This is a genomic window from Dactylosporangium sp. CA-152071 (genome assembly GCF_050936335.1).
GTDB lineage: Bacteria > Actinomycetota > Actinomycetes > Mycobacteriales > Micromonosporaceae > Dactylosporangium > Dactylosporangium maewongense.
This window is the reverse complement of sequence record NZ_JBNJMZ010000001.1, coordinates 7,178,897-7,205,816: the sequence shown is the minus strand read 5'-3', so window position 1 is coordinate 7,205,816 and position 26,920 is coordinate 7,178,897. Positions and strand designations below refer to the sequence as shown.

The 26,920-nt window shown below is 72.7% G+C and carries 28 protein-coding genes and 1 tRNA gene; 13 read left to right on the top strand and 16 right to left on the bottom strand.

Annotated elements, in window-relative coordinates:
• Positions 1-323 precede the first annotated feature (323 nt).
• Both ACQEVZ_RS32390 and ACQEVZ_RS32385 read right to left on the bottom strand, forming a co-directional pair.
• A tRNA-Ala gene (locus ACQEVZ_RS32390) sits at positions 324-396 on the bottom strand.
• A gap of 72 nt (positions 397-468) precedes the next feature.
• Positions 469-1,023, bottom strand: a complete 555-nt coding sequence (locus ACQEVZ_RS32385; RefSeq protein ID WP_344501559.1) for a YqgE/AlgH family protein — start codon at positions 1,021-1,023, stop codon at positions 469-471.
• 328 nt (positions 1,024-1,351) lie between these two features.
• Between ACQEVZ_RS32385 and ACQEVZ_RS32380 the strand changes: the two genes are divergently transcribed.
• On the top strand, positions 1,352-2,137 hold the full coding sequence (locus ACQEVZ_RS32380) for an S-methyl-5'-thioadenosine phosphorylase (protein ID WP_433373523.1): 786 nt from the start codon (positions 1,352-1,354) through the stop codon (positions 2,135-2,137).
• A gap of 64 nt (positions 2,138-2,201) precedes the next feature.
• On the opposite strand, the gene ACQEVZ_RS32375 is transcribed toward ACQEVZ_RS32380, so the two are convergent.
• The 4 genes from ACQEVZ_RS32375 to ACQEVZ_RS32360 all read right to left on the bottom strand — a co-directional run bounded on the left by ACQEVZ_RS32375 (position 2,202) and on the right by ACQEVZ_RS32360 (position 4,854).
• On the bottom strand, positions 2,202-3,206 hold the full coding sequence (locus ACQEVZ_RS32375; protein WP_344501561.1) for a sensor histidine kinase: 1,005 nt from the start codon (positions 3,204-3,206) through the stop codon (positions 2,202-2,204).
• Entirely contained in the window at positions 3,199-3,879 is a 681-nt protein-coding gene (locus ACQEVZ_RS32370; protein WP_344501562.1) for a response regulator transcription factor, read from the bottom strand. Before ACQEVZ_RS32370 ends, ACQEVZ_RS32375 begins: the two co-directional genes overlap by 8 nt.
• A 62-nt stretch (positions 3,880-3,941) precedes the next feature.
• Entirely contained in the window at positions 3,942-4,337 is a 396-nt protein-coding gene (locus tag ACQEVZ_RS32365) for a hypothetical protein (RefSeq protein ID WP_433373518.1), read from the bottom strand.
• Positions 4,338-4,404: 67 nt separating this feature from the next.
• Positions 4,405-4,854 (bottom strand): MarR family winged helix-turn-helix transcriptional regulator, encoded by a 450-nt coding sequence (locus ACQEVZ_RS32360; protein WP_344501564.1) that lies wholly within the window; start codon positions 4,852-4,854, stop codon positions 4,405-4,407.
• A gap of 61 nt (positions 4,855-4,915) precedes the next feature.
• Here ACQEVZ_RS32360 and ACQEVZ_RS32355 point away from each other — a divergent pair, with 61 nt between their 5' ends.
• The 3 genes from ACQEVZ_RS32355 (at position 4,916) to ACQEVZ_RS32345 (ending at position 7,757) form a co-directional block, all read left to right on the top strand.
• Positions 4,916-6,466, top strand: a complete 1,551-nt coding sequence (locus ACQEVZ_RS32355) for an MFS transporter (protein ID WP_354900494.1) — start codon at positions 4,916-4,918, stop codon at positions 6,464-6,466.
• A 302-nt stretch (positions 6,467-6,768) separates the two neighbouring features.
• Complete coding sequence (locus tag ACQEVZ_RS32350; RefSeq protein WP_344501566.1) at positions 6,769-7,068, top strand: hypothetical protein; 300 nt, start codon at positions 6,769-6,771, stop codon at positions 7,066-7,068.
• A complete protein-coding gene (locus ACQEVZ_RS32345; protein WP_433373513.1) occupies positions 7,065-7,757 on the top strand; it encodes a hypothetical protein in 693 nt (230 codons plus the stop codon). Before ACQEVZ_RS32350 ends, ACQEVZ_RS32345 begins: the two co-directional genes overlap by 4 nt.
• A 149-nt stretch (positions 7,758-7,906) precedes the next feature.
• On the opposite strand, the gene ACQEVZ_RS32340 is transcribed toward ACQEVZ_RS32345, so the two are convergent.
• Complete coding sequence (locus tag ACQEVZ_RS32340; protein WP_433373510.1) at positions 7,907-8,848, bottom strand: LacI family DNA-binding transcriptional regulator; 942 nt, start codon at positions 8,846-8,848, stop codon at positions 7,907-7,909.
• Here ACQEVZ_RS32340 and ACQEVZ_RS32335 point away from each other — a divergent pair.
• Both ACQEVZ_RS32335 and ACQEVZ_RS32330 read left to right on the top strand, forming a co-directional pair.
• The gene (locus ACQEVZ_RS32335) at positions 8,841-9,548 is read left to right on the top strand and encodes an extracellular solute-binding protein (protein WP_433373507.1); all 708 of its coding nucleotides are present in this window, start codon (positions 8,841-8,843) and stop codon (positions 9,546-9,548) included. The genes ACQEVZ_RS32340 and ACQEVZ_RS32335 overlap by 8 nt on opposite strands.
• Positions 9,549-9,569: 21 nt before the next feature.
• Positions 9,570-11,216, top strand: coding sequence for a hypothetical protein (locus ACQEVZ_RS32330; RefSeq protein WP_433373504.1), 1,647 nt, complete (start codon positions 9,570-9,572; stop codon positions 11,214-11,216).
• Positions 11,217-11,302: 86 nt separating this feature from the next.
• Here ACQEVZ_RS32330 and ACQEVZ_RS32325 read toward each other — a convergent pair whose 3' ends face one another.
• The 8 genes from ACQEVZ_RS32325 to ACQEVZ_RS32290 form a co-directional block, all read right to left on the bottom strand.
• On the bottom strand, positions 11,303-12,601 hold the full coding sequence (locus ACQEVZ_RS32325; protein WP_433373501.1) for a TolB family protein: 1,299 nt from the start codon (positions 12,599-12,601) through the stop codon (positions 11,303-11,305).
• Positions 12,591-13,079, bottom strand: coding sequence for an RNA polymerase sigma factor (locus ACQEVZ_RS32320; protein WP_354900485.1), 489 nt, complete (start codon positions 13,077-13,079; stop codon positions 12,591-12,593). Before ACQEVZ_RS32320 ends, ACQEVZ_RS32325 begins: the two co-directional genes overlap by 11 nt.
• 42 nt (positions 13,080-13,121) lie before the next feature.
• On the bottom strand, positions 13,122-14,105 hold the full coding sequence (locus tag ACQEVZ_RS32315; RefSeq protein ID WP_433373497.1) for an aldo/keto reductase: 984 nt from the start codon (positions 14,103-14,105) through the stop codon (positions 13,122-13,124).
• Positions 14,106-14,178: 73 nt separating this feature from the next.
• The gene (locus ACQEVZ_RS32310) at positions 14,179-15,369 is read right to left on the bottom strand and encodes a hypothetical protein (protein WP_433373494.1); all 1,191 of its coding nucleotides are present in this window, start codon (positions 15,367-15,369) and stop codon (positions 14,179-14,181) included.
• A complete protein-coding gene (locus ACQEVZ_RS32305; RefSeq protein ID WP_344501574.1) occupies positions 15,366-15,887 on the bottom strand; it encodes a SigE family RNA polymerase sigma factor in 522 nt (173 codons plus the stop codon). Before ACQEVZ_RS32305 ends, ACQEVZ_RS32310 begins: the two co-directional genes overlap by 4 nt.
• Before the next feature lie 73 nt (positions 15,888-15,960).
• Positions 15,961-16,254, bottom strand: coding sequence for a hypothetical protein (locus ACQEVZ_RS32300; protein WP_433373491.1), 294 nt, complete (start codon positions 16,252-16,254; stop codon positions 15,961-15,963).
• A gap of 383 nt (positions 16,255-16,637) precedes the next feature.
• Complete coding sequence (locus ACQEVZ_RS32295; RefSeq protein ID WP_433373488.1) at positions 16,638-17,243, bottom strand: pentapeptide repeat-containing protein; 606 nt, start codon at positions 17,241-17,243, stop codon at positions 16,638-16,640.
• A gap of 11 nt (positions 17,244-17,254) precedes the next feature.
• A complete protein-coding gene (locus ACQEVZ_RS32290) occupies positions 17,255-17,983 on the bottom strand; it encodes a metallophosphoesterase (RefSeq protein ID WP_344501577.1) in 729 nt (242 codons plus the stop codon).
• A 124-nt stretch (positions 17,984-18,107) separates the two neighbouring features.
• On the opposite strand from ACQEVZ_RS32290, the gene ACQEVZ_RS32285 reads away from it, so the two are divergent.
• Together ACQEVZ_RS32285 and ACQEVZ_RS32280 are read left to right on the top strand one after the other, a co-directional pair.
• Entirely contained in the window at positions 18,108-19,106 is a 999-nt protein-coding gene (locus ACQEVZ_RS32285) for a DUF5937 family protein (protein WP_433373484.1), read from the top strand.
• A 66-nt stretch (positions 19,107-19,172) separates the two neighbouring features.
• Entirely contained in the window at positions 19,173-19,682 is a 510-nt protein-coding gene (locus ACQEVZ_RS32280) for a hypothetical protein (RefSeq protein WP_344501579.1), read from the top strand.
• 53 nt (positions 19,683-19,735) lie between these two features.
• Here ACQEVZ_RS32280 and ACQEVZ_RS32275 read toward each other — a convergent pair whose 3' ends face one another.
• Positions 19,736-21,751, bottom strand: coding sequence for a glycoside hydrolase family 6 protein (locus ACQEVZ_RS32275; RefSeq protein WP_433373479.1), 2,016 nt, complete (start codon positions 21,749-21,751; stop codon positions 19,736-19,738).
• 320 nt (positions 21,752-22,071) lie between these two features.
• Between ACQEVZ_RS32275 and ACQEVZ_RS32270 the strand changes: the two genes are divergently transcribed.
• The 5 genes from ACQEVZ_RS32270 (at position 22,072) to ACQEVZ_RS32250 (ending at position 26,865) form a co-directional block, all read left to right on the top strand.
• Entirely contained in the window at positions 22,072-22,794 is a 723-nt protein-coding gene (locus ACQEVZ_RS32270; protein WP_433373476.1) for an ABC transporter ATP-binding protein, read from the top strand.
• On the top strand, positions 22,791-24,110 hold the full coding sequence (locus ACQEVZ_RS32265) for an FtsX-like permease family protein (protein ID WP_433373474.1): 1,320 nt from the start codon (positions 22,791-22,793) through the stop codon (positions 24,108-24,110). The genes ACQEVZ_RS32270 and ACQEVZ_RS32265 overlap by 4 nt, the downstream gene beginning before the upstream one ends.
• Before the next feature lie 2 nt (positions 24,111-24,112).
• Positions 24,113-25,354 carry a sensor domain-containing protein gene (locus ACQEVZ_RS32260; RefSeq protein ID WP_433373471.1) on the top strand — a complete coding sequence of 414 codons (1,242 nt, stop codon included), beginning with the start codon at positions 24,113-24,115 and terminating at the stop codon, positions 25,352-25,354.
• Between the two features lie 12 nt (positions 25,355-25,366).
• On the top strand, positions 25,367-26,011 hold the full coding sequence (locus tag ACQEVZ_RS32255; RefSeq protein WP_433373468.1) for a response regulator transcription factor: 645 nt from the start codon (positions 25,367-25,369) through the stop codon (positions 26,009-26,011).
• 98 nt (positions 26,012-26,109) lie between these two features.
• A complete protein-coding gene (locus tag ACQEVZ_RS32250) occupies positions 26,110-26,865 on the top strand; it encodes a hypothetical protein (protein WP_433373465.1) in 756 nt (251 codons plus the stop codon).
• Positions 26,866-26,920: the final 55 nt, after the last annotated feature.

The window sequence follows — 26,920 nt, the reverse complement described above, 5'->3', positions numbered from 1 at the left end:
GCAAAGCTCCCCCACCGGGAGCACCGGCAAAGCCGGTACGCGGGAAATCATCGAGCACTGATGCGAAACGTCGCCCCCGAACCGATCTTGTGGGGTGTTGGGTGGAGCAAAGCTCCCCCACCGGGAGCACCGGCAAAGCCGGTACGCGGGAAATCATCGAGCACTGATGCGAAACGTCGCCCCCGAACCGATCTTGTGGGGGTGTTGGGTGGAGCGAAGCTCCCCCACCGGGGAGCACCGGCTTCGCCGGTGCGCGGGGAACGACGACATCACCAACGCGAATCGGCGCCCCGCCGATGAGCAGGAGGCGCCGATTGATGGAGTGGAGACGAGGGGACTCGAACCCCTGACCCCCACACTGCCAGTGTGGTGCGCTACCAGCTGCGCCACGTCCCCATCTTCGTGCCCCGGTCTTGCGGGCACTCACGGAATAGTACACAACCTTGGAGGGGGTCTCACACCGGGTATCTAGTTCTGCGTCGGGTCGGCCGGGTAGTGGGCGACGGCGGCCATGAGCCCGCCCTGGCGGCGCAGGACCATGTGCCAGAGGTCGTCCGGGCGGGGGGCGAAGGCGTCGCTGGGGAGGGCGTCGAAGACGAACCAGGAGCCGCTCTCGATCTCGCGCTCCAGCTGCCCCGGGGACCAGCCCGCGTAGCCGGCGAAGACGCGGACGCCGACGACGCCGGCGACGAGGAGGTCGGGGTCGCCGGAGAGGTCGACGGTGCCGACGGCGCCCGAGACGCGGTTGAAGCCGGCCAGGTCCTCGACGCCGGGGCGGGTGCGGGCGAGGCAGATCGCGGCCTCGGGCTGCACGGGGCCGCCCTCGAAGACGACGGGTGGCTCGCCGGCCAGGGCGCCCCAGCCGCCGAGGACGTCGGCGACCTGGACCTCGGTGGCACGGTTGAGGACGACGCCGAGGGCGCCGCCTTCCTCGTGGGCGACGACGAGGACGACGGTGCGTTCGAAGTTGGGGTCGCGGAGCGCGGGCGTCGCCACCAGCAGCCGGCCGGTCAACGACTCCATCGCCCTCCCTCGACGCTGTTTCGACGTGCCCCGCCCGCCGGAGCTCCCCCTCCGGGGTGATCCCCGGCCGGTCGGCGCTCCGAACATCCCACCGGCCTGGTCAGCACCACCCGAAGAACCGGACGAACCGCCACCCGGCGAACCGGACGAACCGGAGTCGCCGGACGAGTCTGACGGACGGAACTGTTCCATCCCACCGAGATCCCCGTATGAAGACATCAGCTCCACCAGCAGACATGACGGGCCGCGCGGTTGAGGACGAGCCGGGGTGCGAGCGTCATGTCTCGCACATTAGCCTGACCCGCCGCTCGCGGTTAGGGTCTGTTGCGTGACCTCACTCGCGGACGTTGCCGTCATCGGTGGTTCAGGGCTCTATGCGCTGCTCGACGACGCCGAGGAACATGTGCTCGACACGCCGTTCGGCGCGCCGTCGGATCCGGTCACGGTGGCGACGGTCGGCGGGCGGCGCACGGCGTTCCTGCCCCGGCACGGCAAGGACCACCGGTTCCCGCCGCACAGGATTCCCTACCGGGCGAACCTGTGGGCGCTGCGGGAGATCGGGGTGCGGCAGATCCTGGCCCCGTGCGCGGTCGGCGGGCTGCGGCCTGAGCTGGGGCCGGGCACGTTCGTGGTGCCGGACCAGCTGATCGACAGGACGTCGGGGCGGGTGCAGACGTTCTACGACACGGGCGCCGTGCACGTGAACTTCGCCGATCCGTATTGCACCAACGGGCGGGCCGTCGTGAAGAAAGTTGCAGCGGAGCACGGGATCGACACGCACGACGGCACGATGGTGGTCGTCGAGGGGCCCCGGTTCTCCACCCGGGCGGAGTCGCGGTGGTACACCGCGATGGGTGGCGCTGTCGTGAACATGACCGGCCACCCCGAGGCCGTCCTGGCCCGGGAGCTGGCGCTGTGCTACACGTCGATCGCGCTCGTCACCGACCTCGACGCGGGGGTCGAGGGTGACCACGGGGTGACGATGGACGAGGTGTTCGCGGTGTTCGCGGCCAACACCGAGCGGCTGCGGAAGGTGCTGCTGGACGTGGTCCCGGCCCTGCCCGAGCTGCCCGACGACCCGTGCCAGCACGCGCTGGACGGCATGCCGGTCTAGCGGCCCGGCGGGCCGGTCTCCAAGGACCGACGGGCCGGTCTCACAGCCGGTCTCAAAGGCCGGTCTAGGGGAACCGCACCACGAAGCGGCAGCCGTCGCCCTCGTTGGCGACGGCGACGTCGCCGTGGTGCGCCTCCACGAGGCCGCGGACGATGGCGAGGCCCAGCCCGCCGCCGGCCTCCCGGGTCGGGGTCCTGGCCGCGGTGCCGCGGAAGGCCACATCGAACACGCGCGGCAGATCCGACTCGGGGATGCCGCCGCACGTGTCACTGACGGCCAGCCAGCCGCCCTTCGTGTCCTGGCCGCCGGTCACGGCCACGGTGCCGTCGGGCGGCGTGTACCGGATGGCGTTGCGGATGAGGTTGTCGACCACGCGGGACAGCTCCGGGACGGACCCCTGGATGGTCGGCCACCCGTTCGACGACGCGGTGAGATGGATGCCGGCTGCCGCCGCGAGCGGCGTCGCGGTGGCGATCGCGTCGGAGACCACGTCGCCGAGGGGCACCTCGGACAGGGTCAGCTGCAGCGCGCCGGCGTTGATCCGGGACAGCTCGAAGAGGTCGTCGACGAGCGCGGCCATCCGGTCGGTCTCGGCGCTGATGCGACGGTGGTAGTCGGCGACGGTCGACGGGTCGGAGACGACCCCGTCCTCCAGGGCCTCGGCCATGGCGCGCAGCCCCGCGAGGGGCGTCCGCAGGTCGTGCGAGACCCAGGCGACCAGCTCGCGGCGCCGGGCCTCGGCCGCCCGCTCCCGCTCCCGCGCCTCGGCGGCCCACATGCTGGCCCTGGCGAGCCGCCCGCCGGCCCAGAGCCCGGCGGCGAGGCTGACGGTGGCGGCGGTGCCGACGACGATGAGCAGCACGTGCAGGTCGTGGTCGGAGATGAACATCTCCATCGAGGCGCCGACGATCCCGGCGAGCACGCTCAGGACGGTGACGAGCAGCAGCACCACGATGTGCGCGGTCACGGAGCGGCCCCGCAGCGGCCCGCGCAGGACGAGCAGCCCGGCGACGGCGACGGCCAGCGAGCAGCCGAGGGCCATCAGGAACGTGAGGAGGACGTCACGCATATTCGTACCGGTAACCGACGCCCCACACCGTGAGGATGCGCCGCGGCTCGGCCGGGTCGTCCTCGACCTTCTCCCGGAGGCGTCGCATGTGGACGGTGACGGTCGACTGGTCGCCGAAGGTCCAGCCCCACACCTGCTGGAGCAACTCGGCGCGGCGCAGGACCCGGCCGGGGTTGCGCATCAGGAACACCAGCAGGTCGAACTCGCGCACGGTCAGCGCCAGCGCCTCGCCGCGCAGCGTGGCGGTCCGCCGCTCGGCGTCGACGCGCAGCTCCCCGTCGACGAGCGTCTCCTCGACCGGAGCCGGGACGGCCCGGCGCAGCACCGACTGGACCCGCAGGACCAGCTCGCGGGGTGAGAACGGCTTGGTGACGTAGTCGTCGGCGCCCAGCTCGAGGCCGAGGACGCGGTCGGACTCCTCGCCGAGGGCGGTCAGCATGATGACCGGCAGCGTGCGGTCCTGCGCGCGCAGGCGCCGGCAGACCTCGAGCCCGTCGATGCCGGGCAGCATGAGGTCGAGCACGACGAGGTCCGGACGTTCGGCGTCGTACGAGTCGAGCGCCTGCCGGCCGTCACCGGCGAGCGCGACGGTGAACCCTTCGCGTTCCAGGTATCGCCGCACCACGTCGCTGACGGTCGGGTCGTCGTCGACGACCAGCACACGTTGCCCCATCACCCGAGCCTAGAGCGCCCGGAAGCGCCTTCGGAATCACCGGGCGAGCCGTAAGCGAACCGTCAGGTCTCGCCGCCCAGGTCGGTCTCGTACGCCTCGTGCAGCAGGTCGGCGCCGCGCTGCCGGTGCTGCCACACCTCCCGGATCAGCCGGGCCGCGTCCTCGCAGACCACCTCCGGGCGGACGCCGCCCGCACCGAGGTGCCCTTCCAGGTCGTCCAGGGCCTCCCAGACGATCTCGTGCTCGTCGACCAGCCCGTAGAGTCCCCGCGCGAGCCGGGGCGCGTCGCCGAGGACACCCGCGTAGAGCCCGGACGGGCCCTCGGTCTCCCGGACGTGGGCGGCGAACGCCGCCTTGAGCTGAGCGACGGCCTGACTGACCGCCGGGCGCCAGGCCGGGTCACCGGCCGGCGTCTGTATCGCGTGCTCCACCCGTTGTATGCCACCGAGCAGTTCCATGGGACGCACCTCCGCCGCGGTTACGTCAGTCCCTCCATGGTGTGACCTGGAGCACAATTTGTCCAGGCTAAAGCGTCGAAATCTCCTCATTCACCCCGGCCGAGGCGCCGGCCATCCGGTGCAGCCACGTGGAGACCACCGCCAGATCCGCCTCACTGAACCCGGCCGAGAGGCGGGCCTCGACGGCCTGCACGGTCGGCAGCGCGGCCTCCAGCCGCTCCAGCCCGAGCGGGGTCAGCATGATCTGCTGCGAGCGCCGGTCGGTGGGGTGCTGGCGCCGCTCGACCAGGCCCGCGCGCTCCAGGCCGCCGAGCATCTCGTTGGCCGACTGGCGGGCGGTGGACACCTTGCGGGCGACGTCGGCGACCGACATGCCCGGCGACTCCCGCAGCAGGAGCAGCGAGGCGAACTGCGCGACCGAGAGGTCGTGCTCGACGAGCGCCTCGGCGACCACGCCGCGCAGGCTCAGCCACGCGTGCCGGACGAGAAACGTGGAGCAGGCTTCGTCGGTACTCACGGAACCATTGTGCGCCGTGCCAGTATTGACAGGAACCTGACGTTATTGCCACAGTGAAGCCATGACCGTCAGGGACCTGTCAATAAAGCTACCCCAGCAGCGTCGCGTGCTGTCGGTGCTCGTCTTCGCCGCAGTGCTGATCTGGATCGACACGACCATCCTCGGCATCGCCCTCGAACGCATCGCCGACCCGCGGACCGGTCTCGGCGCGACCCCCGGCGAGCTGCAGTGGGCCGTCGGCTCGTACGCGCTGCTCTTCGCCACCGCGCTGTTCGCCGCCGGCGCGCTCGGCGACCGCTACGGGCACCGCACGATCCTCGCCGCCGGCCTGGCGATCTTCGGGGCCGCCTCGGTCTGGGCCGCCTGGGCGGGCGACGCGACCGGCCTGATCCTGGCCCGCGGCCTGATGGGGCTCGGCGGGGCGATGATGATGCCGACCTCGATGGCGATCATCGGCGCGACGTTCCCGGCCGAGCGGCGCGCCGGCGCGATCGCGGCCTGGTCGGCGTCCAGCGGCGTCGGCGTCGCGCTCGGCCCGCTGCTCGGCGGCGTGCTCGTCGACCACTTCTGGTGGGGGTCGGTGTTCCTGGTCAACCTGCCCGTCGTCGCCATCGCCCTCACCGGCGTCCTGCTGGTCGTGCCCAACCCGAAGCTCGTGCAGCGGCGCCGCCCCGACCCGCTCGGTCTGGTGCTGTCCACCGGTGGCCTGGCGCTGCTGGCGTACGGGCTGATCGAGGCCGGCCAGAACACCGACTGGACCCGCTGGCAGGTGTGGGCGACCACGCTCGCCGGTCTCGTGGTGCTCGCGCTGTTCACAGTCGTGGAGTGGCGCTCGGCGGAGCCGTCGTTCGACCCGCGCCTGTTCCGCAACGGCCGCTTCAGCGCCGGCAACGTCGCCCTCGCCACCCTGTTCTTCGGCATCACCGGCCAGATGTTCTACGGCAACTTCTACCTGCAGGGCGCCCGCGGCATGTCGGCCCTGGAGACCGGCCTGGCGTTCCTGCCGGGCGCGATCGGGGTCGCCGCCGGCTCCGGCATCGGCGCGCGGCTGGCGAAGCGCTTCGGCGTCGGCCCCGTCAGCGGCGTGTCGCTGCTGGTGGTGGCCGCGAGCTTCCTGGCCAACCTCACGTTCGACCTGGACACGCCACTGCTGTGGTTCTGCGCCGTCGGGTTCGTCAGCGGGATCGCGATGGGCATGGCCATCGCGCCGACCGTCGCCGCGGTCATCGCGGTGCTGCCGCTGGACCGCATGGGCGCCGGCTCGGCGGTCAACAACACCGTCCGGCAGGTCGGCAGCGTCCTGGGCATCGCGCTGCTCGGCACGATCCTCGCGAGCACCTACCGGGACCGGATCGCGCCCGCCCTCGCCGGCCTGCCGCCGTCCGCCCGCGACGCCGCCGCGCCGTCGGCCGAGCACACCCGCGCGGTCGCGGAGCAGCTGCACCGGGCCGACCTGGCCGCCGCGGCCGACGGCGCGTTCGTGACCGCGATGCACGTCACGGCCGCCACCGGCGCTCTCGTCGCCTTCGCGGGTGGCGTACTGCTGCTGGCGGCGTTCCGCAGCAGGAAGTCCACTGTGGAAGATCAGCGGGTCTTGTCACCGACGGGTTGAGGCCCGACGATGACCACATGCCGGCAAACCGGGGGGTTGCGGCCGCACTTGTGCTGGCCGGGGGCTTGGCGATCGCATCGGCGGTCCTCGCCGGATGGGGCCCGTGGCGGTTCGTCGCGCTGATCCCGCTCGAACGACCCTCCAGGGCGATCGCGGTGCTGGTCACCGGGGTCGCCCTGGTCGCTGCCGGCCTCCTGCGTTCTTTCCTGCCGGCTTCGTTGGCTTCTTTGGCTTCGTCGCCTTGGTTAGCTTCGTTGGCCTGGTTGGCTTCGTTGGCTTTGTTGGCTTTGTTGGTGGGCGTCGTGATCGCCGGCTTGGACGCGGGGCCGGCCACGGTCGCCGAGTCGGGCGACGGCCGGTTCACGCTGGTGGCGTACGACCGCGACCACCGCCACTACGTCTTACGCACCACCGGCCCGTTCGGCCGCGAGGGCCGCACCGACGTGGCATGCACCGCTCCCGGCGGCGTCCAGGTGCGGGCCGTGCGGTTCTCCGACGGGCGGCAGGTCGCGTTCGACACCTCCGACGGCCTCACCTGGCAGGTCGGCTTCTCCCCCGGCAGCCTCCGGCCGACCAGGATCCTGGACTGGTGCACCCGATGATGCCCCACTGGGGCACTGGCCTCGCGCGCCGCTGGGGTGCCATCGCCCTCACCGTCCTCAGCGTCGCGACGCTCGTGACCGTCTCGGCGGGCCTGCTGACCGCGTCGGTCGCACCGTGGCGCTTCGTGCGGTTCATCCCCTTCGAACGCCCCACCGGCTGGATCCCGGTGGCCGTGACCGCCGTCGCCGGACTCGTGGCGGCCGGGTGGCTCGGCCTGCGCACCCCCGCCGTCAGGAGGGCCGTCACCGGCTTCGGCACGGTCGCGGTGCTCCTCACGGTGTGCGCCGGCGCCGCCGCCAACGTCGGCAGCGTCCTGGCCGGCGACCCGGCACAGGCCCCGGCGAAGCTGGTCGCGGCGACCGGCGACGGCCTGGAGCTCGTCGCGCACCTGGCGGACCAGCGGCACTACCGGCTGCGCACCACCGGCCCGTTCGCCCGCGAGGGCACCACCGACGTCGCCTGCACCGCCCACCAGTCGGAGCAGGAACGCCCCGACGTCGAGGCCCCGCCGGACAACACCCACCCCCCGATGATGCCGGCGGTCCGGGTGGAGTCGGCCAGGTTCCCCGACCCCACGCACCTGGAGCTGACCACCACCGACGGCCGCACGTGGACGATCCGCATCAACGGCGTCAACCCCGACCGCACCCTCGACTGGTGCGGCCGGCGCTCCGACGAACCCCGCTGACAACCATTTCCGCGCCACCTCGGCGGCCGTCCGCGCACCGGCACGGCAGGAAGCGCCCACGGCCAGGACCGGCCCGGCTGCGCGACGAGTGAGATCGCGCCGTGCTGGCTACCAGGAGGAGCGCGCCGGGCGGTACACGCGAAAGGCCGTCAGCAGGCCGTCGATGCTCTGACCTTGAGATCGCACGGGACCCGGATGAGCTCGTGGTGCTGTGGCGCGCCGTTGATCGCGGCGAGCAGCAGGCTGCCGGCGGTCCTGCCCATCTCGTGCAGCGGCAGCGCCACCGTGGTCAGCGGCGGGCGCTGGTGCACGGCCAGGGACCGGTCGTCGAAGCCGACGACCGCGACGTCGCCGGGGATCCGCAGGCCCCGCTCGTGGATCGCGGCGAGCGCGCCGGTGGCCAGGTCGTCGCTGGCGCAGAAGATCGCGTCCGGTGGCTGCGCCGCGGCGAGCATCGACTCGGCCAGGGCGAAGCCGTCCTCGGGCGACCACGACGGCGAGTGCCGCACGAGCGCCGGGTCGAGGGCGAGGCCGGCCTCCTGGACGGTGACGGTGAGCCCGTCGAGCCGGTCGCGGGTCGCGTCCCACGAGGCCGGCCCGTTGATGAACCCGATCCGCCGCCGGCCGATGTCGATCAGGTGCCGGGCGGCGAGGGCCGCGCCGCCGCGGTCGTCGGGCAGCACGCTCGGCACGGGCTCGGAGGTGCCGTACTCGTACAGGAACACGTACGGCGTGCCGGACAGCGGCAGGGCCGGGCCGGGGCGCGGGCGGACCCGGTTGCCCGACATGATGATCAGCCCGTCGACCTGGCGGTCGATGAGCCGGCGCAGGTGCTTGCGCTCCTTCTCGGGGTCGCCGTAGCTGTTGGCGAGCAGCACCGACACGTCGTATTCGGAGGCGGCGTCCTCGACCCCGCACATCAGCGCGTTGGTGAAGATGCCCTCGAGGTCGTCGGTGAGGATCGCGATCGTGTCGGTGTGGCGGGAGCGCAGCCCGCGGGCGACGGCGTTGGGCCGGTAGCCGAGCCGGGGGATCGTCTCCAGGACCCGCTGCCGGACCTCGGCGCCCACGTCGGGGCGGTCGTTGAGCACCTTCGACACCTTCGCCGGCAACTGCGCCGGCTGCAACGCGTACACCCTGCTGCCCTACGTCTGGGCCAGCGGCGGCGACATCATGAACGCCGACGGCACCCAGGCCACGCTGGACGACCCCGCCGTCGCCGCCGCTCTGAACGCCCACAAGACGATGTGGGACGAGAAGCTCATGCCGGCCGGCGTCAAGGACGACAACGGCGCCACCTGGCTGTCGGGCTTCCAGTCCGGCAAGATCGGCATGCTCGCCCTCGGCAGCTTCGGCATCAGCGTCTACAAGGCGGAGAAGAGCCTCGACTTCGGGGTGACCGCGATCCCCGGCACCAAGGGCACGGCCTCGTTCCTCGGCGGCGACGTCATCGGCATCTCCAAGGGCGCCAAGAACGCGAAGACCGCCTGGGACTTCATCGCCTGGAGCATGAGCGAGGACGTGCAGAAGACCGTCGTGGCGAAGACCGGCCAGCTGACCGTGCGCTCCGACGCCGCCGACAACCCGTCGACGCAGGCCGAGCCGCGGCTGCTCGCCGCCAACCAGCTGATCGCGTCCGCCAAGGTCCCGGTCACCGCCAAGTACAACTCGCTGTTCATCGACCCGACCGGCCCCTACCTGCAGTTCATCCGCGACTGGGTGTTCACCGGCAACCCGGCCGAGGCGATCGACAAGGGCAAGAGCGGCTTCAGCAGCCGGCTCGCGTCCTGAATTCCTGAGGAGAGCAGAACCATGCACGACCTGAGCTTCCGGTGGCCGCATCCGCGCTTCGCCACCCCGCTCGGCCCGGTCAGTGTCCGGATCCACACCGGCGAGAACGTGTACGGGCTCGACCCCGACCACGTCACGGTCGAGCACGACGGGGCCACCACGACGATCGTCTCCGAAGGGCTCACCTGGGCCGGCGGCCAGCAGACCGGCCCCGGCCGCGCCCAGATCCGCATCGTCGAAGCAGACGGGACCGCTGTCGGAGCAGACGGGATCACGGTCGAGGTGCGGGCCGAACATGAGGACGGCGTGCGCTGCGTCGCCGTGGTCCTGCACGACCAGCCGGCCGGCGACGTGACCGCGTTGCGCGAGGGCGACCTGCCGGTCCCGGTCACCGGCCGGGTCGTGACGTACCCCAACGGCTGGTTCGACCTGGCCACACCGCTGCTCGGGCTGCGCCGCCCGGACGGCACGGTCACCGTCGCGCGCAGCCTCGACCGGCAGGTGCGGGGCAAGCGCTTCGCCGTGGTGCCGCACTTCGCCGACCCGTCGGTGTGCGACTTCGAGCTCATCGCCGACGCCGACGCGACCCAGCCGTCCGCCGAGTTCGACGTGCCGCCGTGGCATCTGTCGCGTCCCGGGGATCCGGCTCCTGTACTGGCGGCGCACACCGCGCACGTGCGCGACGCCTACGAGCTGCCCACCTGGGAGGCGCGCACGGACGTGCCGGCGTGGCTGCGGCGGACCGCGCTCGTCGTGTCGCTCAACGGCATGCACTTCACCGGACGGGTCTTCCTCGACTACGACGGCATGCTCGCGACCCTGCGCCGGCTGGCGGAGCAGATCGAGCCGGAGCGGATCCTCGCGTACCTGCCGGGTTGGGAGGGCCGCTACTACCGCTGGTACGGCCGCTTCGACGTCGACGAGCGGCTCGGCGGCGAGGCGGGCTTCCGGCGGCTCGTCGACGGCGCCCACGAGCTGGGCGCCCGGGTCATGCCGATGTTCGGCGCCAACGTGGCCGCCCGGGACCTGCCCGGTTTCGAGACCTGGGCGGCGCCGGGGCAGCTGCTCAACCCGAGCGGGCACATGCCGATCGGGTCCGTGGACTGGGACGCGTCCCGGCACTTCGACCACAGCTGGGGCGCGCTGATCAACCCGTCCTACGAGCCGTGGCGGCGGCATCTCGCGCAGCAGATCGTCCGGCTGTACCGGCGGTACGGCTTCGACGGCGCGTTCCTGGACATCTCCGCCATGTACAACAACGACCCGCGCGGCAGCACCACCGAGGGCCTTCGGGCGCTGGTCGAGCTGATCCGGGCCGACTGCCCTGACCTGCTGATCGCCGGCGAGGCCTGGTTCGACGCGATCGGCGGCATCATCCCCCTCGTCCAGGCCGGTCACCGCGACACCGTGCCGACGCTGCACGACCAGCCGGACCCGGCGCTGTTCACCGGCACCAACCGGTCCTTCGGCCACGTCTGCCTCGGCGACCCGGCGTACGGCTCGACCGGCGTGCACGAGGCCGGATACAACCCGCACTGGCGGCTGCCGGTCCGCGAGGGCGTCCTGCCGACGCTGACCGTCGTCGACGACACGCTGGACGCCGCACCCGAGCGGGTGGCACTGATCGTCCAGGACGCCCGGGAGTACGCCGCGAAGTACCTGACCTGACGAACCCGAGGACTCCCGGTGGCGGCCGGGACATCACGGCGGCGGCGCGGCCTGAGCACCCGCGCCGCCGCCGCCTTTTCTGCACATCAGCGGCCGCGAGGTCGCCCCGTGGCCCTTCTCCGGGACCACAGCAGCCAGCCCAGGCCCACGACGGCGATGGCGGCTGCGGCGGTGGTGAGGCGGAGCCAGACCGGCCACGGGCCGCGGTCGGGGTCGCCGCCCGGGGCGACCCGCGCCGACGGCAGCAGCGCGGTGGCGGCCTGCAGGTCGTAGGTGGTGGAGCCGTCGGCGGTGGTCAGCGGGCGCAGGTCCGGTCCGCTGACCGTGCGGTGCTCGGTGGCGCCGCCCTGGGTGACCAGCGGCCGGTCCTGCGCCGCCCAGCCGACCAGCGCGATCTGCTCCTTCGTGACGATCGGCGCGGGCGGCGGGGTCCGGTCCGCCGGGCCGGTGGGCAGGAACGTGATCGTGCAGTCGAGCTTGCCCACGCCGGCGTTGTCGGCGACGGCGAGCCACCGGCCGTCCGGCGACCAGGCGGCCTGCCCGGCGATCAGCACGCCGAAGCCGACGGGGTCGAGTCCGGTGACGACCCCATCGTCGGTGAGGTCGAGGATGCGGATCGCGCGCCGCGGCTCGACCTCCGTGTCGGGGGTGCCCTGCACGGCGAGCCGCCGGCCGTCGGGCGAGAACGCGGCGGCCGTCGCCACCGTCGCGAGCCTGGTGGAGGTGCCGGTCGTGAGGTCGAGGACCGCCGATTCGGTGTCGCCCACGGTGTACGCGAGGCGGGTCCCGTCAGGTGACCAGGCCAGCGGCTGGACCGCCCCGGTGCCGGAGGTCGCGCTGGTGGCGGTCACGCCGGTGCGCAGGTCGACGACGGCGACGTCGGCGGCGGCGCCGATGCTGCCGACCGCGACCCGCGTGCCGTCGGGGGCGAGCAGCGCCGGCGCGTCCTGCCAGGTGCCGAGCTCGGCGGGGCCGCCGCGCCGCTCGGCCTCGTCGAGCCGGCGGTACGTGTGCCCGTCGGCGCCCAGCACGACCGTCTGCTGGGTGTGCAGCCAGCGCGGTCCGCCGGCGCCCTGCACATACATGAGGAGCGCGGGGCCGGGCGGCGCCTCGGACACCGGGGCGGTCAGCAGCGACAGGCCCGCGAGGCGGGTCGGCAGGACCGTCCCGTCGGTGGGCGTCGCCGGCTGCGCCAGCAGCCCCGGGCCGAGCGCCGCCGCGGCCAGTACACCCAGAACTCCAGCGGCACTGAGCAGCGGACGCCACCGGCCCGGCTTCGTCGTGGCCCGCGCCATCAGCACGGCGACGTCCGGGGGGTCGACGGGGACGGCGTCGGCGATGGAGCGGACGGCCGCGCCGACGCGGGCCTGCGGGTCAGACGACATCGAGGTCCTCCTTGATCGCGGTCAGCGCCCGGTGCAGCAGCGACTTGACCGTGCCCGGGCGGCAGCCGAGCGCGGCGGCGATCTGCGCCTCCGGCAGGTCGAGGTAGAACCGCATGAAGACGGCCGCCCGCTGCCGCGGCGAAAGCTTCCGCAGCGCGGCCCGGACGACCTGGGCGTCGGGTGTCGTCTCGGCGCTCAGCTCCCACGAAGCGGTGGCGTGGCGGCGCTCCAGCCGGCGGCGGCGCACCCAGGACGTGCACCGCGACACCACCGCCCGGCGCAGGAACGGCACCGGCTCGCGGACCTGGTCGCCGCGGCGGAACCACTCGATGAACGCCTCCTGCGCGACGTCCTCCGCCGCGGCGAGGCTGCCCGTCGTCAGGTACGCCAGCCGGACGAGCGCCGGGTAGTGCACGGCGTACACCTCCCGGAAGGCCTCCTGGTCGAGGCCCTCCGGGGCGGGATCGTCAGTCACCACGGTCACATCGTGCAGGCGCACGAGGTGCCGGGTCGGTTCCGGCTACCTTCCCATGAGTTTTTCGACGTCGGCGAGCTCCGCCGCGGTGAGCGGCCCGTGGGCGAGCGCGCCGGCGTTCTCCTCGACCTGCGCGACGGTGCGGCAGCCCGGGATCGGCACGGTCCGGCCGCTGTACGCCCACAGCCACGCGAGCGCGCCCTGGGCGAGGGTCCGGCCGCCGGACGTCAGGACGTCACGGACGGCGTCGATCCTGTTCAGGAACTCCGCCGCCGGGCGCCCGTCGGTGAAGTAGGTCATCCACTCGGGGCTGAGCCCGCGGACGTCGTCCTCCGGCAGCTTCGACTCGGCGGTGTACCTGCCGCCGAGCAGACCCATCGCGAGCGGCCCGCGGATGATGACGCCGAGGTCGTGCTGGTCGGCGACGGGGATCACGCCGAAGGAGCCCCGCAGCACCGAGAGGTCCGCCTGGATCGTGGTGCAGTGGACGCCGGCCTCGGCGAACGCGGTCGCCCGCTCCGGGAAGTCGGTGCTCCACCCGTACGCGCGGATCAGGCCCTGCTCCACGAGCGCCTCGAGGGCCGGGATCAGGTCCAGCGCCTGCGGGATCGGCAGGCCGTTGATGTGCAGCTGGTACAGGTCGATGTAGTCCGTGCCGAGCCGCCGCAGCGATTCCCGGACGGCCCGCCCGACCCCCTCGGGCGTGCCGTCGTCGGGGCCGACCTGGCGGGTCTGCTCGTCGAACGTGCTGCCGAACTTCGTGGCGATGACCGCCTGGTCCCGTCTTCCTTGCAGGGCCGTGGCCAGGATCTTCTCGCTGTGCCCGGCGCCGTAGACGTTGGCGGTGTCGAAGAACGTGACGCCCAGGTCGAGCGCCCTGCGGATCGCCCGGATCGACTCGTCGTCGTCGACCTCGCCCCAGCCGAGCGGCTGGTCCCCGGCCCAGAAGGGCCCGCCGATCGCCCAGCAGCCGATCCCCAGCGCGCTGACCTCGATGCCGCTGCGGCCCAGTTTCCTCGTTTCCGTCATGGTCGTCAGGCTGCCAGCTGGAGCGCGCTCCAGGTCAACTCGTGCAGCTCCACGTGACCGCGACCGGCTCCGCTCAACTCGTGCAGCTCCACGTGACCGCGACCGGCTCCGCGTTCATCGTGCTGCCCCGGCTGGACAGGTATCCGGCGACGACCGTCCCGTCGTCGCTGAGCGCCTCGACGGTCAGCATCGCCGTCTTCTCGTCGTACCCGGCCGGCAGCGGCAGCTTCTGCGTGGTGCCGTCGGGCGCGACGATCGTCTGCTCGCCGGCGATCCGGCCCTGGGCGTTGACCACCCACATCAGGCCGTCCGCCGTGTCGAGCCGGCCGGTGCGCAGGTTCCACCGCGGCGCACCGATGAACCGGCCGCCGCGGGCCGGCTCGTCGTGCCCGGCCCAGCCGACCACCCAGCCGTCCCGGATCACCTTGGCGCTGTACGTGGTCGCGGGCTTACCGTTGACCTGCGGCTGCGGCAGCTGCTGCACGGTGCCCGCCGGCGACCAGACGTAGCCCAGGTCCGCCTTCGCCTCGCCGCCGACCAGGGCGCCGACCACGGTGCCGTCCTCGTCGATGCCGGTCGCCTTGCCGGTCATGCCCTTCGCCGGCGTCGCCAGCATCGTCGGCTGCGCGTCCGGCGACGCCCACATCGCCGCCCTGCCCTGGACCGACCCGACGATGACCTCCCGTTCGTTGATCGCGAACGCCTGGGCGTCGGTGCCGGCGAGCTTGCTGAACTTCCCGTCCTTGTACACCCACGCCGTGGTCGTGTCGGCGGTGGTGAAGCTGGTGCCGACGAGCACGCCCTTGGAGGTGGCGTCGTACAGCGTCGGGTCGTCGCCCGGCATGGGCACCTTCCGCAGCTGCCGGTCCTCCCACACGACGGTCGACGGGTGCCCGCTCTCGTAGGTGCGGCCGACGATGTACCTGCCGGTCGGGTCGGACCCGCTGACGACCGCCTTCCCCTCAGCGAGCTTCTGCACCTCGCACCCTTTCGGGCCGGTGCTCCGGCCCGGTTCCTGGTTGGGGCTCGCTCCCGTCACGGCCGGCTTGTCCGCTCCGCCGTCCGTCACCGCGGCCCATCCGGCGACCGCCACGATGACGGCCGTGGCGCCGGCGCCCGCGATCCGCACCCGCCGGTGGTGCCGGTCCCCGTCGGCCATCGCCCGCGCGACGTCCACCGTGGACGGTCCCATCGGCCTTCCACCGGCCAGCGGCCGCAGCAGCGCCGCACCGTCCTGTTCGTGCTCGTGCTCGTGCACCGTCATCGTCCTCTCCGCATCTCGGCCGGTTCGGCCTCCTCGACGTACCTGCGCAACGTCGCCAGCCCGCGGGCGGTCTGGCTCTTGACCGTGCCGGGCGAGCAGTCGAGCATCGCGGCGACCTCGTCCACCGGCAGGTCGCACAGGAACCGCAGCACCAGCACCGCCCGCTGCCTGCGCGGCACCCGGGCGAGCGCGGCCCGCAGCACGACGGCCTCCTCGACCCGCTCCGCCGCCGCGCTCCGCGGGTCCGGCGCGTCGGGCGGCTCCGCCGTCAACCCGACCCGGAACCAGGTCCGCCGCCGCTCGTCGACGAACCCGCGGACGACCATCGTCCGCACGTACTGGTCCAGGTGCTCGACGTCCCGGATCCGCTGCCACTTGACGTACAGCTTGGTGATCGCCTGCTGCACGAGATCGTCGGCGCGGTGCTCGTCCCCGCACAGGATGTACGCCAGCCTGCGCAACGACGGCATGGCGCCCGTCACGTACTCGACGTACTCGCGCTTCGCCTCGGCCCGCATGCCCGCCCTCCCTGGTGTCGCGACTTCAACGCGTCCCGACCCACTCGCGGTTGCACGGTTTCCGCCAGAAGTTTCAGCACCGCAGCCGGTAGTCCAGGTGGGTAACACCCCGACCCACGATGATCGTCGGCTCCTCGAACCTGGCGGGCTTTCCGGCGTGTACGAGTTCGCGGAGCACCTGGACACCACCCGGGACCAGGTTGATCCGCAGCTCGTCCAGCAGTCCCGCGTCAAGGCACTGGCGGGCTACCTGTCCCGGCCCGACCCCGACGATCCCGCCGCCGGCGACCGCGACGGCCTGCTCGACGGCGCGCCTGTACTGGCCGGCCCCGCTGTCTTGCACGCCGACGACGACCTTCTTGTCCACAAAAGTGACGGTCTTCCGGCACGCGGCCTCCTGCGCTCGCGGGCCTCTGATGCGAGGACCTCTGACGGAGGACCTCTGACGCGAGGAGCTCTGGCTCGCGGGCTTCTGGTGCGCAGTTTTTCTGGCGCGGGGACCCCCGGCTCGCGGGCTTCTGGTGGGTGGGCAACGTCGTCACGCTCGGGGGAACGGGTGCGGCCCTGACCGCCAAGCCCAGCCCCGCCGAACCAGGCCACGCCCAGCCACGTCGGCCCGGCCCTCGCCGCAACCGGACCGCATCAAGCCCAGCCCCCGCGCCAAACCAGACCACGCTCAGCTCAGCCCAGCCGAGCCGGGCCGCGTCGCGGTGGAGCGGACCGTGCCGGGGCGTGGGGGCGACTGGGGGGTCAGGCGGGGCGGACGTCGAGGCCTAAGGCGACCGCGATCATCGCCGCCTGGTCGGTCGTGATGATGGCGTTGCGGAGCTCGGTGGTCAGGGGGTCGAGGCCGGACAGGTCGCTGCCGCGCAGGTCGCACCGGGTGAGGTCGGCCTTCTGGAGGGCGGCGCCGGAGAGGTCGACGTCGCGGAAGGTGGCGCCCTCGCAGCGGGCGGCGGTCAGGTCGGCCTCGCGCATGCGGACGCCGGTGAACTCGGCGCTGCTGAGCTTCGCGGCGGGCAGGGCGACGAACGACCAATCGCCCTCCTCGACCTTCAGCAGCTCGAAGGTGCAGCGGTCGAAGGAGCTGCCGACCAGCTTGCAGCGGGTGAAGGTGGCGTCGAAGAAGTTGCAGCCGACGAACGTGCAGTTGAGGAAGGCGACGTCGGTCTGCACGGAACAGTTGAACCTGACGTTGGTGAACGTGCACTCGGTGAAGACCGACCGCTCGTTGGTCGCCTCGCACATGTCGACGTCGACGAACGCGACCCCGGAATGCTCCAGGCCGACGGCGTGGTGGTCGGTCCAGTCGTCGTCGTAGATCGTGGTGTGGGTCAGTGGTCGCCGCTCAGCCATGCCCCACCTTCTCACCCAGGTACGACAAAAAACGTCGTGAGGCGGCCGGCGTCGTACAGGTGGAAGGCCAGCGCGGGTGGCGCGGAGCGGTCCAGGCCGCCGTCGCCCTCCCACGGGAGGACCAGTGTCGATGCCACACCGGGGGCGGACAGCACGGGTACACCGGCGAAGACGCTGGCGGTGGCGCTGTGGACGTGCCCGCACAGCAGCGCGAGGACGTTGGGGTGCCGGGCGATGACCTCGGCGAGCCGCGCGGCCCCGAACTGGCGCACGCGGTCGGCGGCCGGATGGCCGATCTTCACCGGCGGGTGGTGGAAGCACACGAGGGACGGTGCGCCCTCCGCCAGGACGTCGTCGAGCCACGCCAGCGTCTCGTCCGCCAGCCAGCCGTCGTCACGCCCCGGGATCGACGAGTCGCACAGCGCGAACACCAGGTCGCCGACCCGCGCGATCTGGTCGACGGGCCCGGCGCCGGCGGCGGCCACGTAGCGGCGGAACTCGGGCCGCGAGTCGTGATTCCCGGGCGTCTGCAGCAGCGGTACGCCGAGCCGTCGCAGCACCGTCGCGGCCGAATACTCCGACGCCCGCCCGTGATCCGCCACGTCGCCCGTGACCAGCACGGCGTCGACGGGCCGGCGCAGGCGCTCCAGGTAGGACAGCACCCGCTCCGCCCGCTCGGCGCTGCGCCCGCCGTCACCGTCGTCGAAGTGGGTGTCGCTGACGTGCGCGATGAGGGTCACCGCCCGACGGTACGACCGCCGCCGACCCTCCTTCGAGATCCAATCGCACCGGCGCGGCCCACGCCCGCGGTGCCCGCCGCCCGACGGTCCGGAGGTCGACGGATTCCTAGGTATCGTGGTTTGGGTGATCGAGCTGTTGTTCGAGCCGGGGGACCTGGCGCGGCTGCGGTTCGCGCGCTCGCCCATGCAGGAGCTCGTGAGCAGCGTGCGGGTCGCCGATCACGCCGAGCGGATGCGGATGCATCAGCCGTGGGTCAGGTCGGTGCGAGGGGGCGTGTCGGCGCTGCGGCTGGAGCTGCTGCGGGCGGTGCTGGGCGATCCGCGGTACGTGCCGGAGTTCCTGGCGCCGGCGCCGGACCGGATGGACACCAGGTTCGGCGACGAGCTGGCGCGGGTGCGCAGCACGCCGGGTGAGGTGGTGCGGGCGCAGCTGGACCTGCTCGGCAGGCCGCTGCCTGAGGCGTTGCTGCCGTTGTACGAGGACCCGGAGCGCCATCTGGGGCGGCTGGCGGCGGAGATCCAGGCGTACTGGCAGGTCGCGATCGAGCCGGTCTGGTCGCGGCTGGCCGGGCTGCTCGACGCCGAGATCGGACACCGTGCGGATCAGCTGACGTCGGGCGGCATCGTACGGCTGCTGGGAAACCTGCATCCGGAGCTGGAGTACGCCGAGGACGCGCTACGGGTCCTCTGGCCGACGTGGCAGTCGCGGAGCCGGCTGGAGGGTGCGGGGCTGCTGCTGGTGCCGTGCGTGTTCGCGTGGCCGTCGCTGCTGGTCGACACCAGCCCGGAGTGCCCGGCGCTGATCTACAGCCCGCGCGGCGTGGGGCAGGTGTGGGAGGGCGCGGCCCGGGTGGCGGTGCCACCGGTCGCCGACCTGCTCGGGCGCAGCCGGGCGGCGCTGCTGGTGAAGCTCGACCTTCCGCTGTCCACCACGCAGGTCGCGCGGGATCTGGGGCTGAGCGCGGCGTCGGTCAGCGAGCACCTGTCGGTGCTGCGCCGGTCAGGGCTGGTCACGTCCAGGCGGTCGGGGCGGCAGGTCCTCTACCAGCGCACGGCGCTGGGCACCGACCTCCTGGGAGCCGCGACAACGGGTCGCGACGGCAGGGCCGCGACGATTCGGTGACGACCGAATCGTGGAGCCGCCGCCGCGGCCGCGCCCACCATGTCGGAAGACATGAAGGAGGCCCACATGCGTGTGGTGAAGACGTTGGTCATGGCGGCGGCGATCGTGGCGATGACGGCGGGGACGGCGGCCGCCTCGAGCGGCACCGGTGGTTGGGAGCCGACGAGCACGCCGCCGTTCGTCATCCCGGCCGGCGAGGTGTGCCAGTTCGAGGTGAAGGGCGACATCGTCCGGGACCAGGAGCGGATGCGCACGCCCGCCACCTATCCCGACGGCTCGCCGAAGGTGCAGGATTTCGCCGGTGTACTGGTGATCCGCTACACGAACACGAGCAACCACAAGTCGGTCGTGCGGGACGCCACCGGCACGATCCGCGTGTACTACCTGGAGGACGGCACCCGGATCCTGCAGCTGCACGGCAACAACGCCCTGCCGATCAAGGCGGCCAACGTCGGCTTCCCCGGCGGCGACTACATCACCCACGGCGACTTCGTCGTGATCAGGCACCCGGACGGCAACCGCGAGGTCCCGGTCCAGCTCGGCACGATGGAGAACCTCTGCCGGACCCTCGCGTAGAGCACAGCGAACGAAGGGCCCCCGCCGTGTGGCGGGGGCCCTTCTGGGTGGAACTAGAGCGCCGGGTAGGCGTTCGTCATCAGCTGCTGGAACTGGGCCGAGAACCAGGCACCGGAGACCGGGGCGTTGGGCAGGGCGCCACTCATGCTGTTGCCGTTGCGGCCGTTACCGGTGTAGGTCGGGTCGCACATCCCGTCGAAGCCCTTGCCGCCCGGGTTGTTCGGGCCGGTGGGGATCAGCGAGCTGGAGCCGTCGGACTCGCCCGGGGGCTTGATCCAGACGTACGCGTCGATACCGGTGGCCGGGGTCGCCCGCGGACGCTCGCCGAGGCCGGCGCCGGACTGGTTGCACCAGTTACCGGCGTGGATGCGGCGGTCGATGCGGGACGCGTTGACCCAGGTGTTCATGTCGGTCGAGGTGCTCGCCGCGGTCGGCCGGGCGGTGCCGCCCCAGCCGTTGCGGGAGGTGTCGATCAGCATGCCGATGTTGCTGTTGAAGCCGAGCGAGACCAGCTTCGTGCGGAAGGCCTGCGCGAAGGAGAGCTCGTCGGTGTAGAAGTTCCAGTCGACCCACTTGGACTGCCGGACCGACTGGCCGCCGACGGTGGCGTTGATGGTGACGAACGGCTCGACCAGCGCCGAGTAGTTCGCGGTGTTGGTGATGAAGCCGTCGACGGTGGCGAAGCCGCCGGTGGCACCCTGCACCGTGGTGGCGAACAGCTGCGCGGCGGGGCCGAAGTTGCTGTCCCAGCCGAGCCAGCCGTGGTGCGCGGCGTCGATGTAGTTGTAGGTGTTGGTGCCGGCGGCGTGCAGCTTGCTCAGGGCGTACTGGATGCCCGTCGAGTAGTTGCCGTTGGCCTTCATGACCGCGCAGGCCGCGGTCGCGCCGGCCTCGCCGCCCGCGTTGGTGACGATGTTGGGCAGCGAGTCGATCTCGACGATGTTGACGATGCGGATCGACTTGTACTTCGGGTCGGCCTCGATCGCGGCGATCGGGTCGATGTACTCGGTCTTGTACCGGTCGATCTCTGTCGGGCCGAGCTCGCCGTTGGAGGCCAGCGCGGCGCAGTCACGGCCGGGCAGGTTGTAGATGACGAACTGCGCGAGCGTGGCGCCCTGGGCGAGAGCGTTGTCGAGGTGCTTGCGCATGCTCGTCGTGTAGCCGGAGCCCGACGGCGCGGTGATCGCGGCGATCGTGTCCAGCCAGACACCGGTCGGCTGGTTGGAGACCCGGCTGCCACCGGCCTCGGCGGCGGCCTTGGCGGACCAGTCCGGGTTCACGTAGACCTTGGCGCCGACGTACGGGTTGTCGACGTGCGTCGGGTCGTTGCCACCGGTGGTGACGGTGATCGGGACCGCGGTGCTGGTGGTCGACAGGTTCGCCGCGTTGTACGCCTTGGCGGTCAGCGAGTACGAGCCGGCGGCGACGTTGGTCCAGCTGTAGGTGTACGGCGAGCTGGTGTCGGTGCCGAGCAGCGTCGAGCCGTTGTAGAACTCGACCTTGCTGATCGTGCTGCCGGACGAGGTCGCGGTCGCGGCCAGGCTCACCGTGGCGGGCGCGGTGAACGAGGAGCCGGACGACGGGCTGGTCAGCGACACGACCGGGGCGGTCGGGTTCTGCGACTGGGACTGCGACGGCGACGCCGACGGCGACTGGCTCGTCGGGTTGCCCGTGCACGCCACGCCGTTCACCGTGAAGTTGGTGCCGGCCGGGTTGGCGCTGCTCCAGTTGCCGTTGAACCCGAAGGAGATGACCCCGCCGGTGGCGACGGTGCCGTTGTAGCTCAGGTTCGTGGCGCTGACGTGCGTGCCGGTCTGGGTCTTGTTGGCGTTCCAGATCTGCGAAATGGTCTGGGACGCGTTGCCGAAGTCCCAGCCGACGTTCCAGCTGGTGAGCGGGTCGCCGAGGTTCGTGACGTCGACCTGGGCACCGAAACCGCCGGGCCACTGGTTGGTGATCGTGTACTTGGCCGAACAACCGGCCGCCGCGAACGCCTGGTTCGCGATCAAAACGGTACCCCCGGCCGCCACGACTGCGGCGGCCGATATGAGGGCGAGCTTGCGCCTCATCGAGTCTCCTTACTTGGTGTTGCGGCTGATGCGTCACACGGTCCGCACCGGCCCGTCGCCCCGTCAAGGCGATCGATCGCGGGGGTGCCGCCCACCTCGTGCGGAATCGGAAAGGAGCCTGAAACTTTCGCCACGAACCCCCGTCCCACCAGCCTGTTCATGGCCGGCGCGGGCACGGTCCGAGCTCCCGCCGACCACCGGCACGGCGGCTCTGCATCGAGTTTTGTGAATGCCTTGGTACGGAAGGTGCGGTTACCCGAACCCGGACGCTCGCGGCAGCACCGATGCCCCGCGGACCCGTCTCGACCAGGCTCGACGGCATGGAACCCGTCCTGGCACTCGAGAACGTCGCCCGCGTCTTCCCCCGCGGCGTCACCGCGCTCCGGCAGGTGTCGCTGACCGTCGGCGCCGGAGAGTTCGTCGCCGTCATGGGGGCGACCGGCTCGGGCAAGAGCACGCTGTTGCACTGCGCCGCCGGGCTGGACCGGCCGACGTCCGGCTCGGTCCGGTTGGCCGGACGCGAGATCAGCAGGATGCGGGAGGGGCCGCTCACCCGCTGGCGGCGCGACCGGGTGGGCTTCGTCTTCCAGTCGTACAACCTGCTGTCCGAGCTCACCGTCCGGCAGAACCTCGCGCTGCCCGGCCGGCTCGGCGCGCCCCGCCGGCGCGGCATCGAGGAGGTGCTGGCGGCGGTCGGCCTCGACGGCACGGGGCGGCGGCCCGTCGGCGAGCTCTCCGGCGGCCAGCGCCAGCGGGTGGCGATCGCCCGCGCCCTGGTCACCGGGCCGTCGGTGATCTTCGCGGACGAGCCCACGGGCGCCCTCGACCCGGCCACCGGCGGCCAGATCCTCGGCCTGCTGCGCCGGGCCGCCGACCGGGACGGCGTGACCGTGCTGATGGTGACCCACGACCCCGCGGCCGCCGCGTGGAGCGACCGCCTCGTGCTGCTCCGCGAAGGCGCGGTGGCCGCCGACACGGCGACCCCGGACGCGCCCACCATCGCCGGCCGCCTCCAGAGCGTGTCGGCGGGGGCGATCGCATGATCCGGCAGGCGCTGCGCGCCAACCCGTGGTCGTTCCTCGGGCCGTTCACGACCCAGCTGCTGGCCGCCGCCCTCGTCACGGCGGGGCTCGGCATCACCGCCTCGATCGACCGGGCACCGCTGGACGCGGCCGCCCGGCAGGCACTGACCGACAGCGGCATCGCCGACATGGCGGTCATCTTTGTCATGATCGCGATCTACCTGTCGGTGGTCATCGTCGGCGTGACGATGACCGCCACCATCGCCCAGCAGGCCCGCGACATCGCCCTGGTACGAGCGGTCGGCGCCACCCCGGGCAGGGTCCGCCGCTCGGTGGCCGCCCAGGCGGCGGTCGTCGCCGTGCCCGCCACGCTGCTCGGCGTGCCGCTGGGCGGCGCCGGCGGCCGTGCCTGGATCGACGGGGTCGTCACGCACGGGTTCGCCCCGCCCGCGGTGACGTTCCACCCGCACCCGGCCGCGCTCCCGGTCGCCCTCGCGGTCACGGTCGGCACGTCGCTGCTCGGCGCGCTGGTCGCGGCGGTCCGCCCGTCCCGGATCCGGCCCGCCGCGGCCCTCGCGGAGTCGGGCGCGCCGCGGCGGCGGACCGGCGTCGTGCGCACCGCCGCCGGGCTCGTCCTGGTCGCGGGCGGCGCGGGGCTGTCCGTCGCGATCGCCGACCTGGACGCGGAGACCACCGACGCGCTGGGGCTCTTCGTCATGCTCGCCCTGTGCGTCGGGGCGGGTCTGCTCGGCCCGGCCCTGCTCAAGGTCACCGCGCTGGCGGGACGGCTGTTCGGCGACACCGGCCGGCTCGCGGGCGACGCCATCGCCGTCCGGGCGAAGGCGCTGTCCGGGGCGCTGGTGCCGCTCACCCTCGCCATCGCCTTCACCGCCGTCAAGGTGGTCATGTTCAAGACGGCCGAGCGGGTCACCGGTACACCGGCCGCAGACGCCGACAGATGGCTGGAGTATTCGGGGACGGCCGTCTACGTCGGCTTCGCGGCGGTGGCGGCGGTCAACACGCTCGTCACGGTGATCCTCGACCGCCGCCGGGACCTGGCGGTCACCCGGCTCGCCGGGGCGACCCGCGGGCGCGCGCTGGCGGCCGTCGTCTGCGAGGCTCTGCTGGTGACCGGGACGGCGCTGGTGGTCGGGGCTGCGGTGGCCGCGACGACGACCCTGCCGTTGCTGCACACCGCGCTGGGCACCTGGCGGCCGTGGCTGCCGGCGAGCTGGCTGCTGACCGGCGTGCTCGGCACGGCCGCCCTGGTCCTCGCCGGCACCGCGCTGCCCGCCGCCCTGGCGATGCGCCGGCCGCCGATCGAGACGGTGCGGTGACCGTGCTGACGGCTGTGCTGACAACATGGCTGACCCGCCGGGCCTGGCGGGAGCTGGTGTTCCTGGTCTCCGGGGTGTTCGCCGGTCTGCCGGCCGTCGTCCTCGCCCTGGTCGGCGTCGTCGCCACCGCCGCGTCGGTGCTGACCGTGGGCCTGCCGCTGCTGGTCGTGGTGCTGGCGGTCGCCCGGCGCCTCCCGCGGTACTTCCGGGGGCCGGCGCGGCGGCTGCTCGGCTGGGACTGGAGCGACCCACCGCCGCTGCCGGGCCGCACCGTGTGGCAGCGGATCCGGGCGCTGCCGGCCGACCCCACGGCCTGGCGGGTGCTCCTGTACGGCGTCGCCCACTGGCCGCTCATGGTCGCCGGGGCGTACCCCGGGCTGATCTGCCTGGTGCTCGCGCCGGTCGCCGTCACCTGTCCGCTGTGGTGGCCGCTGGTGCCGGACGACTGGCGGGCCCTGGACACCACCACCTGGGCGGGCACCTGGTGGATCGCGTTGCAGGGCGCGGCGCTCCTGCTCGCGACGCCCTGGTGGCTGCGCCTGATGGTGCTGCTCGACCGCCTCCTCGTGCGCGGGCTGCTGCACCCCACCCGCTCGCAGCGGCGCATCGCCGACCTGGAGGCGGGGCGGGCGGCCCTGCAGTCCGACGCGGCGGCGCTGCTGCGCCGGGTGGAGCGCGACCTGCACGACGGTACGCAGGCCCGGCTCGTCGCGCTCGGCCTGACCCTGGCGCGGATCGAGCACCGCAGCACCCAGGAGACGGTCCGCGAGCTGGCGGCCGGCGCGCGGGGCACGGTCACGGAGGCCCTCGCGGAGCTGCGCGACATCGTCCGCGGCATGCACCCGCCCGCCCTGGACGACGGCCTCGACGTCGCCCTGGCCACCCTCGCGGCGCGCAGCGCCGTCCCCGCGGACGTGAGCGTGTCGCTGGCCACCCGCCCGCCGGACGCGACGGCGTCGGCGGTGTACTTCGCCGTGGCCGAGCTGCTGACCAACGTCGCCCGCCACGCCGGCGCCACCCGGGTGCGCATCGACCTGCGCGCCGCGTCCGGCTGCCTCCGCCTGACCGTCACCGACGACGGCCGCGGCGGCGCGGCTCTTCCGGCGGGCTCGGCGGGTCCGGCCGCCGGCACCGGGCTGGCGGGGCTGACGCGCCGGGCGGCCGCGCTGGACGGCTCGCTCACCGTGGACTCCCCGGCCGGCGGCCCGACGACGGTCACCATGATCCTTCCCGAACGGCCCTGAGAGGACCTGTCGATGCGCGTGGCCATCGCCGAGGACAACCCGCTGCTGCGCGACGGCATCGCGCTGCTGCTCGCCGAGCACGACATCGAGGTGACGGCCGCGGTCGGCGACGCGGAGGCACTGCTCGTCGCGGTCGCCGCGGACCCACCTGACGTGGCGGTCGTCGACGTGCGGATGCCGCCCGGCCACGTCGACGAAGGACTGCGGGCGGCGCTGGCGATCAGGGCCACGCACCCCCAGGTCGGGGTGCTGGTCTTCTCGCAGTGGGTCGAGACCAGCTACGCCCGCCGGCTCCTCTCCGAGCACGCCGGTCACGTCGGCTACCTGCTGAAGGACCGCATCGTCAGCACCGGCGAGTTCGTCGGCGCGCTGCAACGCGTCGCCGCCGGCGGCACCGCCCTGGACCCCGAGGTCGTCCGGCAGCTGCTCGCCACGCCCGCCGCCGACGCGGGGCTCGCCCGGCTGAGCGACCGGGAGCGGGAGATCCTCGGCCTGCTCGCCGAGGGCCGCTCCAACGTGGCCATCGCCGAGCGCCTGCACCTGGTCGAGCGCAGCGTCGAGAAGCACGTCACCGCCATCTTCACCAAGCTCGACCTGCCCCAGGCCCGCACCGACCACCGCCGGGTGCTGGCCGTCCTGCGTTACCTGAGGTCCTGACGCGTGGCGATGGCAAGGTACGGTATGCGCGCTTGACAGGCGGCTCCGAGCCGGCTGGCTGGCTCAGCCGCACCACTCGACAGGAGGCCGGGCACGCTGTGGACCACCAGATCCTGTTCGTCCTCGGCGTCCTCCTCGGCAATGCCGTCGGGTGCCTGCTGGCCGTGTTCTGCCTGGTCCGGATGACCGACCAGCGGCGCTCCGCGCGCAGCCGCCTCCTGCTGGTGCTGGTGGCGTCGTGGGCGCTGGTCGAGACCGCCCGCGACGACATGCTCTTCGTCGCCGCCACCGCCATCCACATGAGCGACTACCAGGTCCACTTCTTCCTGGCCCCGAGCATGGTCCTGACCGTGCTCGCGGTGGTGTTCACGGCCGGCGTCCTGTGGCTGGTCGCCAAGCACCCTCATCCAGTGTGGACAGCCGGCGCCGGCACGGCGGTCGGCCTGCTGCTGGGCGTGATGAGCCTGCAGGCGGCGCTCGCCGGGCGCACCAGCTCGGCCTTGTCGATCGACACCGTCAACGCCCTGGTCGTCGCCGCCGGCCTCGGCGTCGCGACAGGCATCTCCGTGTGGCTGGGCACCGGCGCCACCCGCCGGTCCACCATCGCGACCGCCGTCACCCTGCTGGCGATCTGCCTGACGATCGCGCAGTACCGGATCGCCAGCGTGGTGACCACGGACCCGTCCATCCAGGTCGACAGCGACGCCGGCATCGACCCGATCCAACTGGGCGTGTTCACCGCCGTGGCATTCGGCATCCGAGCCATCGCGCTCACCGTCATGAGCATCATCGACGAGAGCAGCCTGGAGCCCTCACCGGACCAGGACCTGCTCGCCATCCGCGACCGGCACTGACACAACCACGCCCCGCGAGCAGGGGGCGTTCATGACCACCCCCATCCATTCAGGA